1 protein-coding gene is annotated in these 222 nt (G+C 64.9%); it reads right to left on the reverse strand.

The genetic code is table 11. The annotated features are described in order from the left end of the window. The coding region (locus tag ACZBJS_RS42885; RefSeq protein ID WP_463440379.1) for a helix-turn-helix domain-containing protein at window positions 1-222 on the reverse strand (222 nt) is incomplete at both ends.

Consider the following 222-nt stretch of genomic DNA (forward strand, 5'->3'; position numbering starts at 1 on the left):
GTCACCGTATAGCCCAGCACATAGTCGTGCCGCTTTTGCATCTGCTCGTGGAAGTGCTTCACCGTGAAGTCCGCGTACTTGTCCCGGTACAGCGCAAGCATCCGTTCCAGCTCCTCCTCCGGCGCCCGCCGTGGCGAACGACGCCCCAGCCGGCGGTCGACAAGCCCGTCGTCGCCCTCCGCCTCATAGCGCTCCGCCCAGCGTTGAAACGTCCGAACACTG

The organism is Bradyrhizobium sp. KZN70725 (genome assembly GCF_055264925.1).